This window comes from Candidatus Bathyarchaeota archaeon (assembly GCA_026014735.1).
Classification (GTDB): domain Archaea; phylum Thermoproteota; class Bathyarchaeia; order Bathyarchaeales; family Bathycorpusculaceae; genus Bathycorpusculum.
In genome coordinates, this window is record JAOZHT010000001.1 from 1012831 (window position 1) to 1030435 (window position 17605).

Below are 17605 nucleotides of genomic sequence, written 5' to 3' on the forward strand. Positions count from 1 at the left end.
CAATTGAAGCAACTTACAAGGGCGCAGGGTAAATGCAGGCACGTGAAGGAGACCTCATAAAAACACAAAACGGCGTAGTCTTCGATGTAAAAGGCACCACTCACCCGCCAAACCGCATCGTGGCGTTTCCACGCTTCATCCCTGACAAGGCAGGCAACAGAAAAAGCGGCGACGTCACCTACGGAAAAGTCTACAGCCTCCAAGACCGCTTCCGCTACCTCCAAGAAAACACTCCTGAACTAGTCGTCTATGACCATGTTTTCGGCGAAACCCTCTGCGAAGTCCCCGTCGAGCAAATAACCGAGGTTTACCATCCAAACCAGAAGCTTGCCCAGCTTCGAAACGCAGAAACCCGCAGTCCCCTCGAAGAAAAAGCCTACCGCCTAGCAGCCGCCCTCAAAGACAAAGCAGACATCCCCTGGGACGCCATCGGCATCTCCGGCTCCATCATGGCCGGGTTAACCACCGCCACCTCCGACATCGACCCCCTCGTCTACGGCATCGAAAACAGCCGCAAAGCCTACCGTGCATTGCAGGAGCTGCGAGAAAGGGAGGGATCAGGTTTTAAGGCGTATACGCAGTCGGAGCTGCGTGCGCTTTATGATTTCCGCGTCAAGGATACCCAGATGAGCTTTGAGGATTTTGCTTTGGTGGAGTCACGCAAGGCATTTCAAGGCATGTTCATGGGTGTTGATTACTTCATACGATTCCTAAAAGACTGGAACGAATCCACCGAGCAGTACGGCGATTTATGCTACCAGAACAGCGGCTACCTCAAAATCCAGGCGGAAATCGCCGACGACGCCCAGGCGCTCTTTACGCCATGCAGCTACAAGCTTAAAAACGTGAAAGTTCTCTGCGGAGAGGAGTTGGCGCCGATTGCGGAGGTGGCCTCGTTCCGCGGCAGGTTCTGTATGCAAACCACCGTCGGCGAGTGCATTGAGGCACAGGGCAAAGCTGAGTTGGTTACAGAAAAGAAAAACGGCAAAAAACATTACCGCCTAATTTTAGGCAACAAACCCCAAGACTACATGGTTTTGGCTCATTAGTGCAGGGCTTTTAGGACCTGCTCGTAGTAGCGGGGACAATACGTCAACGTTACCTGCAGGCTGCCGCCGAGGGGGGATTGAACTTCTTCAAGGTTGCCCTCCACGATGATGGTTTCGTCGCGTTGCACTTGCTGGCGGAACTCCTCCATGTAACTAAAAACCCGCAGTGCCTCAATTGCCTCGCGGGGACCGCTAAGGACCTCCAGCGGCTCGATGCCGTAGACTGAAGGTATGAAAGGGCCATTGTCGTCGGCTGTCACCCGCGCTTTAAGCTTCACCCAGCCCCTCTGTACTATCCGCGCGTCTGGGTTGTATTCGTTTTGGATTTCGCTCCAGTCCTTGACGGGTTCAAACTCGGCTTTTATTATTCTGCCGCTGTGCGCGCGGTCATCATAGAGGCCGTAGATGTATTTGCGGCGTTGATGCCAGACAAAATCGGGAACAGTGAAGTTCTTGAAGAGCCAAGTCTTACCCGCCATAGCGTCTTCCGAGGCGAATTCGTTGGTAAGTCCCGAGGCGGGGTCGCTGTAGAGTTGGCGGTTAGCCTCGACGATTCGGCGGTTTTCGGCTTTACCGTAGATGGTGAAGTCGATGTCACTGTATTTTGGATGATGGAACCCATGGAGCATCGAGCCAAAGACGCCGAAGCTTTCCGCTGAGACTCCGGATTTAGATGTGGCTATGCCTAAAACTCTCTCCATGGCAGCTAAAAGACTATCAGTCGGACCCTGCCTGAGCAGCGTCTGCAACCTTGGCTGCGGCTGCCGCGCCTCCGCAATGAGGTTTTCGGGGACGCCAACGAGTTTTAGCCCCAGCATCTTATGCTCAACAAGGTATTGCGGGTACTTTTTGGCGACGAGTTTCATGCCTTCGTCGTTGTAGAATTTGTAGAAGAGCTCGCTTCTGCCCTCGCGTGGCGCACGGGGGTCTTTGGATTGGAAGATTTTGCTGCTGGCGTATTCGGCGTCGCAGATGTACGCGGCGGATGGGTGACTGTAGCCGAAGACGCGGAAGATTATGCCCTCGGCGGATTGGATGGCGTCGCGGTCGCGTAGCTTTAGGTTGGCCATATGTACTCTTCTTCCGAAGTGGCGGTTCCAACGACAACCTGATAGAAGCTGCTGCCGTCGTGGGTGGATTGGGCTTTCTCTAGGGTGCCTGCCACCTTGATCTGCTGGCCCATGCGGGCTACGTTGCGGTAGCAGCCGATGTTTGAAACGACCTGCAAGGGTACTTTGTCGAGTTCAAGCTCAGATTGGGCATCTTGGGGTTTGTAGTTGCTGATTTTATAGATTGCCGGGCGATACATGGTTTGGGTGTCATCGCAGACGGTAGCCCAAAACCGCACAGGTAGAAGCGCAGTGTAGGTGTAGTCGCCGTATTGCCCCTTGATTTCGTCGGGTTTTTTGGTGGCGTTGTACATCCAGATTTTGCCCTTGTATTTGCCTACGAAGTGACGTGCGGCTTCGATGCGGTTGCCCGCGATGTAGCTGAAAGTGCCCTGGTTAACGAGCCTTTGGATGGTTTCTTCGACTCGGCGGAAATTCTCGGTGCCATACACCACAAAGTCGATGTCGCTTTCCTGGGAATGCATCTCAAGCGCTGTGGAGCCATGCAACCCCAGATCCACGTAGGGAACACCGGATTCCTTGTGGACTAAACTAACGATTTCAAGCGCCATCTGCTGGAAGGAATCGGGGTTTTTTAGGTTTTGAAGCCAGACAAGGCGGTCTTTTGGGACAAACACCTGCTCGATTTTATCCAGCGGCGCCGTGATGAGTTCTTTGCTGCGTGTCTCATCATAGAAGAGGTACTTGGGGAAGTTTTTGCGGAAGGCCTCGATGAAGGTTTGGTAGTTTTTGGCGGTGTAGAGTTTCTCGGCGCGGAAAAGCTGGCTGGTAAGCGGGTTTGTGCCGAATTTCCATGTGCGGCTGAGCATTTCGACGTTGAAGAGGTCTTTGTATTTGGCGGGGATATATTTGAGGAAGGCAAAGACGCGGTCGTCGGGGTGCTCGTACCCAAACGTGTTCATGATAAAACCGTCGGTGGTGACGAATGTGTCGCCGTCGGCTGGAACCCAGATTGATGCTTCTTCCAAAGTCTGCACCGCCCAACTAAGCTTGAATAAACCTAAAAAAGCTATTGCAGCCAACCCAGCGAAAACCCTTTGAAAACTATTTTAACTGTACAGTCTAAGATACAGCTATGCTCCTGACGGCTCTTAGCAACTCACTGCATTCGAAGCGCTTTTGGATTTGGCAAATCGGCGGCGCCGCCGTCTACGCTGTACCCGTGCTGATTCGCCTTGTCTCCGGAAACGTGCTTTTGCCTGTGCTAAGCTGGTTTGCGGTTCCATGGGTTGATCACTTTATCCCCGGCAACCTCGTCGAGAAGGTCTTGGTGAATGCTTTCTTCCCCGGTGGCGCTGGGGCGGTTGCGGGGGAAGTTTTTTTCCAAAACCTTTACGGCCAAACCGATACTTGGCGGGGTAAATATGGGCGGCGATTGGCGGGGGCGCTTACGTGGGTGACTGCTTGGTCGCTGTTCCAGCTTTGGGGTAACATGCAAAACATCGTGGGTTCCTATGGCGGTAACCTGTTTGAGTATCCGATGGTGTTTCCGCTGAATTTCTTGTTGGCGGCGCTCTCGATTTTCACGCCTGATGTGGTGGGTTACCTGAAGCGGGGGCTTGTGGGTATATCTCGGGAAAAGTTGGTTGTTTGATTTGGAGCGGCAGGTTGAGCTAAGTGCCGTTGATCTAGAACTTATCTCTATGAGCGGGATATTTTTATTTTGGAAGATAGATTTTTAAGTAAGCGTGAAGTTAGATGGAATCATGGGCTCCAAGCTTGAAAGCGCTGGAGACCGTGCGAACAGCTTCTACCAGAGCGAGTATGTGGAGTTCACTTTGGCGATAGGTTGCCCAGTGAATTGTCACAAGTTCTGCCCCCAAGAAGTGCTGCTCAAAAACTACGGAAAAGCAGATAGGCAGTTAACGCCTGAAAACTTCAAAATCATGCTTTCGCACGTTCCTAAGCGCGTCGCTATAGACTTTTCAGGGTTCTGTGAACCATGCGTGAACCCCGCGTTTGCTGAGATGGCAAAATACGCCTACAAGGAAGGCTACCGAATCCACGTCGCCACCACCCTGCAGGGCGCATCCAACCAAACAGTCAAAGACCTACTGGACTTGCAATACGAGGGATTTGTGCTGCATCTGCCAGACGGCAAAAACGCGTACTTCAAAATCAACGAAGAATACAAAAACAATCTCTTCTGCGTGATGCAAGGCATACCCAACGTGCAGTACATCACCATGAACGACCTCTTTATCAGTAACCAGAGGGAAAAAATCTGCCGCGGCGAACTGCCCAAGGCAAGAAGGGTCGGTGTATGCCGCAAAACCCGCACGCCCCAGTTTGTGATTATGCCTGATGGCCGCGTGCAGAGCTGCGATATGGATTTTTCGCTTAAGTACACATTAGGTAACCTGCTAAAGGATGACTATGACACGTTGGTTAAGCGTTTTAAGTCTCAGCAGCGCAGCTACGAGATGTGCCATTACTGCACCAAGTATTATCCGGTTGATAAGTACCTCATGTACAGTGTAGGCAATAGCTTGGGCCTGTTTAGCAGAGGAAAATGGATTTAACTGCCAGCCGCAGTTTTCTCCCTCCCTTGGCAGTAGATCAAATTTTTGATTTTCTGCTTGTAGGTTTCTCCACAACCTGTTTGCAATGTGCCTTAAAGCCCGTTTCCAAAAAGCGTTGTTTTAGATAATCCGCTGGTTGTTGTTGAGTAAAGAGGGGTCCCCCACAACAACTATAGAAAACAGCATACCGTTAAAGAATACCAGTCCTCCAGTGTGTGCAGAACGTTAAGGTTTTCTTTGGAAAATTTTTTCAAGCAAACTCCATTTCCCCGCTACCGCAAGCTTGCTTTTAAGCGGTTCAGCCGCCACCATCAACCCCAGCAGCACCCATGACTGCTCAGGACTGGGAATAAACTTTGATGCGCATTCATCACTTAGAATCCAAAAAACTGATCGACGCCCCAAAATCAAGCGTAGCTCCTTGATCTCGTCATAGGTGTAGTAGCAACTTTTTTTGCTCAACCTAAGCAGGTCATCAAGGGGCATCCTGTTTATCTCCGCTTCAATCTCCGCCATGTCCTGTTTGGGCTGCGTAGCTCCATCGCTGGGTGCTGGCATACCGAAAGCTGCGGGAATCGCCGAAAGCGACCTGTAAGAGTCGGATTCATTGCGGCTCATTTTGCCCAAACAAACAATAGCGATGCGGTTCTCGGTAATGTAGAGGTCATAGCGGTTTTTGGGGTCGGTTGATAAAATGACATCTTGGATGATCCCTAACCTTTTCTCGACTGACATGTTTAGCCCTAAGCTGTAATCTGTTTGATGAATTTTAAGGGTTTACCTATTACAGGAAAGTACAATAGCACAAAACAACCTGAGTTTGACAAGTCCCTGCATCTACAGGGAAAGCGGTAGGCGTTTTTTATCGCCTTTTAACCTAGATTTTTGTTCACATGGGGAGAAATTAAATATACCTAAACAGCCGCTACACTGTGTAACATCGGAGGCACCGCAAAATCATATCACCACTCGAACAGGTTGTCTTAGTTGCAATAGAAGTATTCGCGGCGATCCTTTGCTTTGTTCTTGTATGGTTCTTAATTAAACCCTACCGAGTAACTGGAGAAGGCCGCTACATCGGTCTACCTCTTGGATTTGGCTTTCTAGGGGCAACCTACGTGATTGCGGCTGTTGCACATTCATACCCGATTTTCATGGACCCAAGTGTCTCAGTTGATAATTTAACTTGGTTTCAACTTCTTGCAAGGCCATTCGCTTTTGCTTTCTTGACTTTCACATATTATTTCTCGAAGAAGCCCTCAAAATACACGCGACTTATTTGGGATGCAATCTTGAGTGGGTTACTTGTGATTTTGTCCTCACTTGCGGTTTTAATCTTTATCGGCCCACAATTCTCGCTTAGCGATTACAATTTTCTGTTCTTATACGTCAGGATCTTTAGCATAATCTGCCTCACCTACATCGCCATCCATACCCTTCGGAGTCACTTGCAGGCACAGAATTCTAAAACCATACTGACGCCCCTTGGATTCATGTTCCTTGCATTCAGTCAGTACTCCCTGATGACTTGGGTATTCTACCCCGCTAACAGAGTTCCTTTTTACGGTGGAGTGGTGCTTCGATTTGTAGGCTTGATTCTATTCCTAATTATCGCTTATCGAAGTTTTCATAAACCACAAAACAGGAGCTTTCAATGAGAATAGCCAAAAGAAACAAAATGAAAATTTATGGCGATCTTTTGTCTATTCTTAACGCTGCAAACTGTAACTCTGAAAAAATTGTCCTAACGCATGTTCAAATAAAAATGAAGGTTCCCTTTGATCGTTTGAAGGGGTACTTATCGGACTTAGAGGGACTCCAACTGATCGAGGACCAAACATCATATAAGCTCACCGCGAAAGGCATGCAATACCTCGAGGAGTATCGGGCGGTTCTTGATTTTATGGAACGTATGGGCATAGCCTACCGCTAAAATAAATTAGCGTATAGCAGCTTACGCCGTTCTTCAGGCAGTAATTAGATAAGTGTTTGGTGGACGAGGCGGGATTTGAACCCGCGACCTCCACGATGCCAACGTGGCGATCATACCAGGCTGATCTACTCGCCCAGCTTTTTGCCTGGCTTCTGAACTCTATCCCGACTCATTTAATAAGCATTTCTTCTTGCCCGCGTCGTTTAGGTTGAGACGAACCCAAAATGGACGTGGAATGTCCAGGCGGCGGCTGGCAGCGGCACCCCTTCTTTAGCCGATTCGGAGGCTTATGCGTTTAATATTGACCTTTGAACTTTTTAGGTGATTTTATCAAGGCTTCTGTGTCCTGTTGAGTCAGCTTGGTTTTTGGGTTCGATTGACCATTTAGGCAAGTGAACCTTTAAGGACTGAGGGGCCCTTTATGCGCTAAACAATTAGCCAGAGCAGGTAGCTTGCGCCTGACATATGCCCTGTCTGTTTAGCTATGCCTCAACAAACGTGAAGGTTTGCCGGAAGAATTTTGTTTTTTGAACTTTTTGATGTTGATTCATAGTTTTTCTCGGGCAATATTTATAACATAAGGTAAACATTTCACAGTGCATTCAGGGTTCCTCGTCGCGTGATGTTGAGTTAAACCACGCAAAAACGTCCACGGTGAAAATCATGCCGTTTCAAGCTTTAAAGAAAAATGCGGCAGACACTTTATGTTTAGAGTGGAGAATGCAAGTTAAAGAATACAAGTTAACCCTCGACAAAACACGATGTGTCGGCTGCCAAATTTGTACCCTAGCCTGTCCCAAGCAAGCTATAACTACAATAAAACAGTCAAAACGCTCTGGGAAGGCGCAAAAGGTCCAGCTAGACATTGACCAAACAAAATGTAACTTCTGTGGAATATGCGATATAACCTGTCCTTACGGCGCAGTAAAGGTAACCCAGAATGGCAGCCACATCCTCTCAGTTCTGGCAAAAGACAGCTACCCCCAGCTTCTCCGTGACATCCAAATTGACACCCATAAATGCGACAAAACATGCGTGGAATGCGAAGATACATGCCCCTTGAACCTGATCAAAGTCTCCAAAGTGGGGTTTGACGGCAACCCCGTAACGGATGTCTCTGCACTCTCTCCAATGGGGCAGAAACGTGTGCAAGTCAGCATCAACATCGACAAGGAGCATTGCCCCACCTGCCGGGCATGCGAATTCAAATGTCACCCCGGAGCAATCCGCGTTAAAAAAGCCTTTGAAGGCAGAATCAGCATTAACCCAGAGAAGTGCCCACCGAACTGCCAAGAATGCCTCGATGTATGCCCAATAGCAGGCACGCTTATGCGGGGCGAGGATGGAAAGGTTTACGTTAACGAGTTAACCTGCACCTACTGCGGCGCATGCAAAAACGTTTGTCCAGTAGAGGAGGCGCTCGTTGTGAAACGAACCAAGGTCAACCACACTGAAGTTCATTCTGGCGCCTGGAATAAAACCCTCGAGCGCATAACTAGCCCATCAGATGCGGTGAAAGAGTTTAAGGCGCATGCAGCTAAACATCGCCTCGAGTTGGTTGAGAACCGCTTTGTGGTTGAAGAGATGAAGAAGAAATGAGCAGCAACCCATTAACGCCCCCTAAACCTGAAGAGCTCCGTGTCGGAGTCTTCGTTTGTCACTGTGGATTAAACATCGCTGGCACAGTGGATGTTCATGCAGTCGCAGAATATGCCAAAACCATCCCTGATGTGGCGTTTGTGAAGGAGAACCGCTACACCTGCGCTGACCCTGGACAAGAGGAAATCCGCAAAGCTATCCGGCTGCATAAGCTCAACCGCGTGGTTATCGCTGCTTGTTCTCCACGTATGCATGAACCCACTTTCCGGCGAACCGTCAGCGAAGCTGGGTTGAACCCGTATCTTTATGAGATGGCTAACATCCGTGAATTCGCGTCCTGGTGCCACCAAAGCGACCCTGCCGCAGCAACTGAACGTGCCAAGGACGCCGTGAAGATGGCTGTTGCTAAGGTTCGCTTGATGCAGCCTCTGCAGACCATCGAGGTGCCCGTCACCAACAAGGCGCTTATCATCGGGGGTGGAATCGCAGGGATGAATGCTGCGCTGGATCTTGCTGAGCAGGGCTTTAAGGTTTACATGCTTGAGAATACCCAAAGTATTGGCGGGCACATGGCGGCGTTGGACAAAACTTTTCCCACGCTGGACTGCAGCATATGCATCGAGGGGCCAAAGATGGTGGACTGCGCACGCCACCCCAACATCACGATTTTTGCCAACAGTGAACTGCTTAAATGCGAAGGCTACATCGGCAACTTTAAGGTTACCCTGCGCAAAAACCCCCGCTATGTTATCCCAGAGAAATGCACCGGCTGCGGCGAATGCAAGGACTCCTGCCCCATCGAGTACCCCAACGAATGGGACATGAACCTTGGCACCCGCAAAGCCATATCGGTTCCCTTTGACCAGACTGTGCCATTAATTTACAGCGTTAACCGTGACTACTGCATCGAATGCTTCAAATGCGTTGATGCCTGCGGTGCACGTGACGCAATTGACTTTGACCAGAAACCCGAGGAAGTCACAGTCGATGTGGGCGCCATCATCGTCTCCACGGGCTTTGACATTTATTTGCCCTATGACATGCCGCTTTTGGGCTACGGCAAATACCCCAACGTCGTCACCAGCATGGAATTCGAGCGGCTCATATTAGCTGCTGGACCCACAGGCGGCAAAGTCATCCGCCAATCCGACGGGCAGAAACCCCACCGAATCGCCTTTATCCAGTGTGTGGGAAGCCGCGACAAGCAGCATTACCCCTACTGCTGCAACTTTGGCTGTATGTACACGCTCAAGCATGTTGTGCAGCTTAAGGAGAAGTACAAGGAGGATGTGGAGGTCTATGTTTTCTACATGGATATCCGCAGTCCAGGCAAGGGTTATGAGGAATTCTATGATCGTGCACGTGAACGCGGCGTCAACTTTATCCGTGGCAGAGTAAGCCGCATCGACGAAGACCCCACAACGCACAATTTGACGGTGCACAGTGAGGATTCGCTTTTGGGGCAACCCATCGAGGTTGAAGCTGACATGGTGGTGCTTGCAACCGCCGCCATACCCAAGAAGGGCAGTGAAGAAGTCGCACGTATCCTTAACTTGAGCCGGGATGCCAACGGCTTTTTCATGGAGGCGCATCCTAAACTTAAACCGATGGATGCTCCCACCGACGGTGTCTTCTATGCGGGTTCATGCGTTGGCCTTAAAGATATTCCTGCCAGCGTCTCGCAGGGAAGCGGCGCAGCTTCACGTGCAGCCACGGTAATTAGTAAGCCGAAGTGGAAGATTGAACCCATCATCAGCGTCGTAGACCCAGAAAAATGCAAGCAATGCGGTCTTTGCGTGGATAAATGTCCCTACGGCGCCATCCGCCAAGAGAAAGGGCAACCTGCCCAAATCATAACTGCAAGCTGCCATGGCTGCGGAACCTGCGTTGCCGAATGTCCCTCACATGCCATCACCCAGATGCACTTCACAGATGCCCAAATTCTAGCGCAGATCCAAGCGGCACTCCAAGATAAGCCTGAAGAGAAAATCCTTGCCATACTCTGCAACTGGTGCAGCTACGCTGGCGCCGACTTGGCAGGTATCAGCCGATGCGACTATCCTGCAAGTGTCCGTGCGATCCGTGTGATGTGCAGCGGTAGGGTTGCGCGGGAGTTCGTGTTGGAGGCGCTGCGGCTTGGTGCTGGTGCGGTGCTGGTTGGAGCATGCCACTTGCCCTATGACTGCCATTACATCAGCGGCAACTACAAGATGAAGGATCGCACTGACGCACTCAAAGCTATGCTGATTAAGCTGGGCATGAGTTCGGAGCGGTTCCGTGTCGAATACGTTTCGGCAGCAGAGGGCATCCATTACGCTGAGGTCATTCGGGAAATCGATAGCCAACGCAAGGCGCTTGGTAAAGAAAAAATCCAGGCGGAAACCGCTAAGCTTAAGCCGTTCCTCGAGAACATGCTTAAACGCAAATAGCCCCTTTTTCTTTTCTGCTCTTTTTAAATTCCAGAGAACGTTCTGGCTGCGGAACGCTGTTTTGTGACGTTTTAGGAAATTAGACATTGTTTGTCAAGAAACCTTGACTAACTTTTCGCGGCTTAGTCAAGAAACCTTGACAAAAAAGCATTTAACACATCTCAAACTCTTTGGATTATTGGTTAAGCATGAACACAACCAAAAAAATAAACTGCCATGCCGCTGTTTCTTCTCTTTTTAGTGTTCATGCTTAACCCTCCTAAACAAAACCGCTTCAGTGCCCAAGCCTTGCAGATGCGCTAGACATCTGTTGCTCGCCACACTCTACCCCCCCTCTATTTATAGGCTCAGCGAATGCAATGTTTTCTGCCCTAAAACTAGGCAGGTGCAGTGTCTGCGCCGGAGTTTTTGGGCGCCTGCAGTTTTCTTGGCTGTAGCGGCATGCATGTGCTTCTGTACCTGCCTGCAATTTGGCGGCTGACCCCGTTGCTTTCCAAAACGCCCCCATTAAAGGAGGCTACATCTTAAGTGGGCAACCACAAGGGTTGCCGCCGACTGAGTTCTTAGGCTTCACTGCGTAAATTATATAACCGAACCAACCAATTAATTCAATTATGGCAAAGATAGGTAAGTATCTCTTACTATTCGTAATTCTAGCCTTAGTAGTATCAAGTCAAATAATAATCATACCCACTATTGCTCAATCAATTCCTAAACCATCAATACCTGAATTCAGCCTGAACGTTGCTAATCAGAATGATGGAGCCCCGACTAACATAGAGATTACCATAAGAAACCAGCCTTTCTCCTCTTCCATTGATACAAGCGGCAACAATACAAATCTATACTACAACGTCGGATTCAAAGGTCATTACGCAGACGTTTGGAATTACTACCCAGCGAATCGTACTTCAAGTTATATTGTTGCCTCAACCACTGATTACACTACTATAACTTTTGCTTTAGGCAGTTCTCCATTAGGTGCTGTTCCCGCAGGCGGTCAAGTGGATTTTCAAGTACAGGCTCTAATAGGACACGATATTAAAATTTCTTCCAATCTTTACGAGTTTGCTGGGGAGACAAGCTACTGGAGCAGCACTCAAACATTAACCATGCCTGAAGCTTCTTCAAATTCTCCTACTCCAACAACATCCCCCCTAACATCAACACAGGTTTCTATCTCCGTAGACACCTCATCAGCAACAGTGGGTGCATCAGTTAATATTAGTGGAAAACTCAATGACTCAAATGGGAACCCTCTTTCCAGCAAAGCAGTTACTCTATCTTATACTCTTGTAGGAAGCAGTAACATAGTTCCTATTGGTTCAGATACCACAAACACAGATGGAGAATACGCAATTCAATGGGTCAATACAGCTTCTGGGACGTTTACCTTAACAGTTGAGTGGAGTGGAGACAGCGTTTATCAGCCCTCAAGGAACAGTATAACGCTTAATTTTCTGCCGTACCAGAACCATAATATCTTTTTGGTTGAATCAAACAGTACCGTTACAGGATTTGCCTATAACAGTACAAACTCCGAGCTTTCGTTCACCGTTACTGGAGCTTCGGATACAACAGGCTACGTTAAAATGACTCTATCTAAAAGCCTAACATCTAATCCAGAAAATATTAAAGTATATTTGGACGGCAATCAGCTAAACTATTTAGTCACGTCAAACGCTGATTCATGGCAGTTAACATTCAATTATCACCACAGCGCACATTTTATAACTATAGCTTTGCAGTCTGCATCGTCAACCTTGTTTTTCCAAACCCAACTTGGAGAATTAGTCATAATTGGAGTAGCTATCGTCATATCAATCGCGGTAGTTTTAATTGCGCTGAGAAAACGCAAAAAAAATTTAGGCAGAACAAACGACAGCTTGAATAAAGAATAAAACAAAACTGTGAAAATCATAAACAGGAATGTGGTTTTTTCTCATGTTTACTTAACAGCGATAGTCCTTCTTAAGAATAAATGACTTTACAAATGCTTATAACTAGAGACTTGGCGTAGAAGAATTAGGATTAACAAGAAATCGTAGCACCAAAAATTACTTTGCCCTAAGGCTGGAACGGCGAACTCATCCCTCGGAGAATATGCCGCATCCAGACACAAAGCCGAACCCGCAAAAGAAACAAAAAAAATTTGATTAACCAACAGATTGAAACAAAAAAATTTTGGGGTAAGCCAGAAGGCTTACGCGGTTTAGAGTCGTTTGATGTAGCGGTTGACTTCCCATTCGGTGACTTGTGTGCGGTAGAGGTCCCATTCGTGGCGTTTCTCTTTGAGGAAGTTCTCGAAGGTCACTGGACCCAACGTTTCACGCATCAACTCGCTTGATTCAAGCTCATCGAGGGCTTCCTTGAGGTTCTCAGGCAACGAGACGATTCCGCGTGCCTTGCGTTCCTCATAGCTCATGTGGTAAACGTTTAGTTCCACAGCGTCTCCGGGGTCAATGTGGTTTTTGATGCCGTCAAGGCCAGTGGCAAGCAGCACCGCGAATTGCAGGTAGGGGTTGCCGGCGCCGTCGGGGCAGCGGATTTCCATGCGTGCAGCGTGTTTGCGTCCGCCGAAGTTGGGTACGCGGATGAGGGGGCTGCGGTTTTTGTGTGCCCATGCAAGGTAGACGGGTGCTTCGTAGCCGGGGACAAGCCGCTTGTAGCTGTTTGGCCAGCTGTTGAGGACCGCTGCCATCTTGCGTCCATGGGCGAGTTGGCCGCCGATGTAGTGGCGTGCAAGATCAGAGAGGTAGCCGTTCTTTGCGTCGTCTGCATAGAAGAGGTTCTGGGTCATGTCTTTGTTCCACAGACTCTGGTGAGTGTGCATGCCGCTTCCGTTGATGCCCTGGAATGGTTTAGGCATATAGGTTGCGACGTAGCCGTTGCGTGCCGCCACAACTTTGCCGCACATCTTCATGGTGATTGCGCGGTCAGCGGTTTCAATTGCCTCGCCATACTTGAAATCGATTTCGTTCTGGCCCAGCGCAACCTCGTGGTGGCTGATTTCGATCTCGATGCCGAAAGCCTCAGCGGTGTCAGCGATTTCGCGGCGCAAATCATCAGTTAAGTCTCCGGGGTGGAAATCAAAGTACCCTGCCAAGTCAATGGGGGTTGGTAAGCCGCCGTTTTCTGCTTCCTTAACTATGAAAAACTCCAGTTCAGGAGCGCAGATGAAGGTGTAGCCTGCATTCGAGGCTTTGTCGACTGCGCGTTCAAGGATGTAGCGTGGGTCGCCTTCGAAGCGTTTGTTCTGGGGAGTGTAGACATCGCAGATTAAGCGTGCGCTGGATTTCTCTTTTGGTCTCCAAGGCAGCACCGCGAAGGTGCTTGGATCCGGGAAGAGAACCATGTCTGATTCTTCGATTGGGCGGTATCCGGTGATGGATGAGCCGTCGAAGGATTGGCCGTTCTCAAATATGCTTTCTATGTTCTTGGAGCTGACGGCTAAGTTCTTTATGAAGCCGTTTATGTCAGTGAACTGTAACCTGACAAACTTTACTTCCTGTTCTTGAATTTGTTGAATAACTTTTGTTACCTGTTCTTTCCACATTGCGTTTTTGAAGTTTTTCATGTTCTTTCCATGCCTCGCTCTCTAGCGCCACATTACAGTGAATAGATAGCAAATATCCATGAACATATTTAAGTTTTAGTGAGCCCTCCACGAATTCTGGATAACTATCCACAATAGCAGGCATCCATTGAAAATTTAAACAATAAAACCCCAAAAAATTATACAATGATCGCAGCTGCAGAACCGAAGGAGAGAAAAAAATGTGCAAAAGTGAGATAAACTATCTATTTTGCAGATATTTGTCCAGTATAGGCGCTTCAGTACATCGCTACGAATTAGCGGATGAATTACCCCAAACAAGCAAAACCCAACAGCTAAACAATGCTAAAGAACGGAAACCAAACTTGTTATCAGACCTCTGGGCTGGCCTCCGCAGGCAATGATTTGTCGGCGATAGAGGCCAAAAGATGTTAACAAAAACGGAAGGGGATGCACCTCGGTTAAAACATTAATCTGGAATATTAAGCTCACCTGTTTTAGCAGCTTGATATAGTTTGGTCCATTGTGCAATTTCTTTTCTACTAGCAAAAAACACTCCGAAAGCTATAGCTGCATAAACCGAGGTAACGACTGCCGCAAGCACCAGGGAGAAATATTGGGATTGCGGTCCAAAATAGACGCTTGCGCTCTCATCAAACGTTAACAAAAGCCAATATTCATCAACAATAAACCCTAAGCCCACCCCGAAGAGCACATGTTGAACCCTAACAATCCAGACGCCCTCAAAAAAAGTAAGCATCAACCCCACCGCTAACAAAACAAACCCATAGTTGAAATGGTGCAGATGAATGTTGTAACCCCACAGCTCAAAGAATAAACCCGTCCCCGGGGAAAGATAAGTGAACAGTTTGGAGCCCCAAAGGGTTGCAGTGAAAGAGATTAATCCGATAAACGGCGCCTCACGTCTAAGCGCAAGCTTATGCATTAGGCTTTCGCGGATTTCACGTTTTATCTGTTGCTTGTTATAGTCGCTCAAAAAACCTACTTCTCACGTAAGCCTACAACCATTCAAGCCGAGAACTATTCATAAAGGTATGCTGTTGCTTTTTAACAGTTACAAAGAAAGAGAATCAAGAAAACCAGATGTAACCTGCCAACCCAGCAGGAACCTTAAAAAAAGAGAGCTAAACTATTTCTCTTTCATTTAGCTGCCTCTTGACTATTTTTTAATGTATATATTTCCCGTCGCAACCGCTGTGAACCCGTTGCTTGTGATTGTGAAGTAGTCATCTCTGGGTACGTTGAATACGCTGTATGTGCCTTCAAGGGTTGTTGCGTTGACTAGGTTCCAGGTGCCCGTGTAGCTGCTAAATGTAGCGGTACCATTCTCGTAGAGCACTATGGTGTATCCGTCTCCGGTTGAAGTCTGCTGAACATATGTGCCAGCCATATCGGGCAAAGCCGGCGTTAATCCGCCTGAATTTGCAGAATAAACTACGGCTACACCGACAACCACTATTAAAACAATCGCTAAAACCACGATGTACAGTTTGTTTTTACTCTTTTTTGAAATTTTTTCAGGTTCGCCCACTTCTCATTTCTCCATAATTGTACTGCTTGCTTGCTTACCACCGGTATATTTAAAAGATTTTTGGATATTGCTTTGAATAAAATATGCTTTGGACAACGATATTTTAATTTTTATGCACCAAAAAGGTTTTGGAAATCAAATGGTCAAGTAGATGTTTTACAAAACCATGATACTCAAAGTGGCTATTTCGAGGTAGCGATAGGGGGTAAACAGCGCAGGCTCGACAGCGTCCAAGGTTGATCTTTCAATTACCTATCCATTTCATGTGGGCTAAACGCAACAACTGAAAAATTGGGGCTAACTGTAATCAAACAAGTTTAAATGAAAAAATGAAAATGGGGGTTGGGGTTGGAACCGTGAATATACCCCAACTTAGTAGTCTAGGTACTTCATTATTTCCCAGGGGGAAACATAGAGGCAGTACTGGTTCCAGTCGTTGGTCTTCAAGTCGATGAAGGCATCAAACACGTGGCTGCCCAAGGCATCCTTAAGCACGCTGTCGCTTTCCAATGCATCCAGCGCATCCTTAAGGGTGGTTGGAAGCTCCTTGATGCCCAGTTCCCGACGTTTAGCCTTGCTGAGTTTGTAGACATCCTCATCTATGGGGTCTCCGGGCTCAAGTTTCTTCTTGATGCCATCTAAACCAGCCATCATCAGGCAAGCGAAAGCCAAATACGGGTTGCATGTGGGGTCCACGCCGCGGTATTCAACGCGTTTCTGAGCAGCAAACCCAGCGCCTTTATAGTAAAGCGGTATTCGGCACAGGGCACTGCGGTTTCGTCGGCTCCAAAGCACATAGATGGGGGCTTCAAAGCCGGGCACCAACCGTTTATAGCTGCTAACAGTTGGGCAGCAGATCGCCGTTAAAGCCCGTGCATGCTCCAAAAGTCCACCCACGTAGTAGCGTCCGATCTGGCTCAGTTCAGCGTAATCGTCCTCTCCATCGTACATCACGTTGGTTTTGCCCTTCCACAGCGAAGAATGCACGTGCATGCCGCTGGCGTTATCCAAGTAGATGGGTTTAGGCATAAACGTGGCGATTAAACCATGTTTCTTTGCGATGTTTTTGGCGACAAACTTGAAGTACAAGGCGCGGTCGGCTGTGTCGAGGAGCTCGCCGTATTTGTAGTCGATTTCAACCTGCCCGACGGTGGCGACTTCGTGATGGTGCTTCTCGATGGTTAAGCCAAAGTAGTCCTCAAGAATCTGGCTGACCTCGTTACGGTAAGCAACGGTGGTGTCCTCGGGGGGCGTACGGTAGTAGGCTTCTTTGGGGCGAAGAATGAATCCTCCGGGGGTAACCTCGGGCGATCCGGGAACCACGCGTGGTGCACCCCATGCGTCTCCTTCTCCGCCTTTAGGTGCAGCCCAAAGGTCCCAGGTGAGTTTGGTGGGGTCGATTGAGGTGAAGACGAAGTGTTCAAGCTCCGGCGCAAAGATGCCGGTGTAACCCATGTCCTGGGCGGCTTTTATGGCGCGTTTGGCGACGTATCCTCGGGGGCAGGTGACTGAGGGTTCGGTTCCGCCGAATGCTTCCAGCGAGTCGCCTAGGATGATGGCGCTTTTCTGGTTGGGGTCGGTTTCCCAGGGCATGATGGCGAGGGTTTTGGGGTCGGGCATAAAGATCATGTCGGATTCTTCGATGGATTTGAAGCCGCGGACGGATGAGCCGTCAAAGCCTATACCCTCGGTGAAGGCTGCTCCGTTTAGGTATTCCCTGGCTGGCAGGACCATGTCTTGGAGTATGCCTCTAACATCGACGAATGCTGAGTGTACCCAGCGGATGTTGTTTGTCTTGAGAGTTTCTATCGCTTTACTTACTTGTGCGTCCATTA

The 17605-nt window shown here is 48.6% G+C and carries 14 protein-coding genes and 1 tRNA gene; 7 read left to right on the forward strand and 8 right to left on the reverse strand.

Going from position 1 to position 17605, the window contains the following annotated elements:
• The first annotated feature begins 32 nt into the window (after window positions 1-32).
• Window positions 33-1049 carry a hypothetical protein gene (locus tag NWE93_05255; protein ID MCW3999626.1) on the forward strand — a complete coding sequence of 339 codons (1017 nt, stop codon included), beginning with the start codon at window positions 33-35 and terminating at the stop codon, window positions 1047-1049.
• Here the strand turns inward: NWE93_05255 and NWE93_05260 are convergent.
• The gene (locus tag NWE93_05260; GenBank protein MCW3999627.1) at window positions 1046-2119 is read right to left on the reverse strand and encodes a nucleotidyltransferase domain-containing protein; all 1074 of its coding nucleotides are present in this window, start codon (window positions 2117-2119) and stop codon (window positions 1046-1048) included. The genes NWE93_05255 and NWE93_05260 overlap by 4 nt on opposite strands.
• A complete protein-coding gene (locus NWE93_05265) occupies window positions 2107-3147 on the reverse strand; it encodes a hypothetical protein (GenBank protein ID MCW3999628.1) in 1041 nt (346 codons plus the stop codon). The genes NWE93_05260 and NWE93_05265 overlap by 13 nt, the downstream gene beginning before the upstream one ends.
• 107 nt (window positions 3148-3254) lie before the next feature.
• On the opposite strand from NWE93_05265, the gene NWE93_05270 reads away from it, so the two are divergent.
• Both NWE93_05270 and NWE93_05275 read left to right on the forward strand, forming a co-directional pair.
• Window positions 3255-3773: a hypothetical protein gene (locus tag NWE93_05270; protein MCW3999629.1), complete on the forward strand. Its 519-nt coding sequence runs from the start codon at window positions 3255-3257 to the stop codon at window positions 3771-3773.
• Between the two features lie 94 nt (window positions 3774-3867).
• The gene (locus NWE93_05275; protein ID MCW3999630.1) at window positions 3868-4701 is read left to right on the forward strand and encodes a hypothetical protein; all 834 of its coding nucleotides are present in this window, start codon (window positions 3868-3870) and stop codon (window positions 4699-4701) included.
• A 225-nt stretch (window positions 4702-4926) separates the two neighbouring features.
• Here NWE93_05275 and NWE93_05280 read toward each other — a convergent pair whose 3' ends face one another.
• A complete protein-coding gene (locus NWE93_05280; GenBank protein ID MCW3999631.1) occupies window positions 4927-5436 on the reverse strand; it encodes a hypothetical protein in 510 nt (169 codons plus the stop codon).
• Between the two features lie 943 nt (window positions 5437-6379).
• Here NWE93_05280 and NWE93_05285 point away from each other — a divergent pair.
• Entirely contained in the window at window positions 6380-6634 is a 255-nt protein-coding gene (locus tag NWE93_05285) for a winged helix-turn-helix domain-containing protein (protein MCW3999632.1), read from the forward strand.
• A 57-nt stretch (window positions 6635-6691) separates the two neighbouring features.
• Here the strand turns inward: NWE93_05285 and NWE93_05290 are convergent.
• A tRNA-Ala gene (locus NWE93_05290) sits at window positions 6692-6769 on the reverse strand.
• 585 nt (window positions 6770-7354) lie between these two features.
• On the opposite strand from NWE93_05290, the gene NWE93_05295 reads away from it, so the two are divergent.
• From NWE93_05295 to NWE93_05305, 3 genes are all read left to right on the forward strand, one after another.
• A complete protein-coding gene (locus NWE93_05295; GenBank protein ID MCW3999633.1) occupies window positions 7355-8233 on the forward strand; it encodes a 4Fe-4S dicluster domain-containing protein in 879 nt (292 codons plus the stop codon).
• Window positions 8230-10662 (forward strand): hydrogenase iron-sulfur subunit, encoded by a 2433-nt coding sequence (locus NWE93_05300; protein ID MCW3999634.1) that lies wholly within the window; start codon window positions 8230-8232, stop codon window positions 10660-10662. The genes NWE93_05295 and NWE93_05300 overlap by 4 nt, the downstream gene beginning before the upstream one ends.
• A gap of 614 nt (window positions 10663-11276) precedes the next feature.
• Window positions 11277-12563 (forward strand): hypothetical protein, encoded by a 1287-nt coding sequence (locus NWE93_05305; GenBank protein MCW3999635.1) that lies wholly within the window; start codon window positions 11277-11279, stop codon window positions 12561-12563.
• Window positions 12564-12874: 311 nt separating this feature from the next.
• Here the strand turns inward: NWE93_05305 and glnA (NWE93_05310) are convergent, their stop codons facing one another.
• The 4 genes from glnA (NWE93_05310) to glnA (NWE93_05325) form a co-directional block, all read right to left on the reverse strand.
• Complete coding sequence (gene glnA, locus NWE93_05310) at window positions 12875-14239, reverse strand: type I glutamate--ammonia ligase (GenBank protein ID MCW3999636.1); 1365 nt, start codon at window positions 14237-14239, stop codon at window positions 12875-12877.
• A 448-nt stretch (window positions 14240-14687) separates the two neighbouring features.
• A complete protein-coding gene (locus tag NWE93_05315) occupies window positions 14688-14978 on the reverse strand; it encodes a hypothetical protein (GenBank protein MCW3999637.1) in 291 nt (96 codons plus the stop codon).
• A 420-nt stretch (window positions 14979-15398) separates the two neighbouring features.
• Window positions 15399-15770, reverse strand: coding sequence for a hypothetical protein (locus NWE93_05320; protein ID MCW3999638.1), 372 nt, complete (start codon window positions 15768-15770; stop codon window positions 15399-15401).
• 372 nt (window positions 15771-16142) lie between these two features.
• Window positions 16143-17603, reverse strand: coding sequence for a type I glutamate--ammonia ligase (glnA, locus tag NWE93_05325; GenBank protein ID MCW3999639.1), 1461 nt, complete (start codon window positions 17601-17603; stop codon window positions 16143-16145).
• Window positions 17604-17605 lie beyond the last annotated feature (2 nt).